The following is a 399-nucleotide window of genomic DNA, read 5'->3' as shown; positions in this document are numbered from 1 at the left end:
AGCTCTTCGAGAACATAAGCAACTTCATTATCTTTACTTTGAATTGCATTCTCTGTAATTGCTTCGAAATCTTGTTTGTTCAGATCTTCTTTCTTTTCATCCGGTTTCTTCTTATCTACCTTTTTTGTAATGGCTGTTTTACTTTTGGATGATTCCTTACTTCCAAACCAACTGCACCCTGTCGTACTCAATATTAATGAACCACCAAGAAAAACAATTCCCATTTTTTTGTACAGATTCTCATAATTTAAAGGCATGTTATTCTCTCCCCCTTAGATGTTCTGTAGATCTTTATCAATTTTTTCAATCTTAGCTTTCTTTTCCTCTTCACTTAGCGTAGATTGTTGAATATCTCGTTTCTCTAATTCTTTAACCTCTTTCATTACGTTTTTATTTCCT

1 pseudogene is annotated in these 399 nt (G+C 32.8%); it reads right to left on the bottom strand.

The annotated features are described in order from the left end of the window. Positions 1-257, bottom strand: a pseudogene (locus CN409_RS31200) (hypothetical protein); the annotation flags it as partial. Positions 258-399: the final 142 nt, after the last annotated feature.

The organism is Bacillus sp. AFS012607 (genome assembly GCF_002558005.1).
Taxonomy (GTDB): domain Bacteria; phylum Bacillota; class Bacilli; order Bacillales; family Bacillaceae_G; genus Bacillus_A; species Bacillus_A thuringiensis_S.
This window is presented reverse-complemented; position numbering and strand designations above follow the sequence as displayed.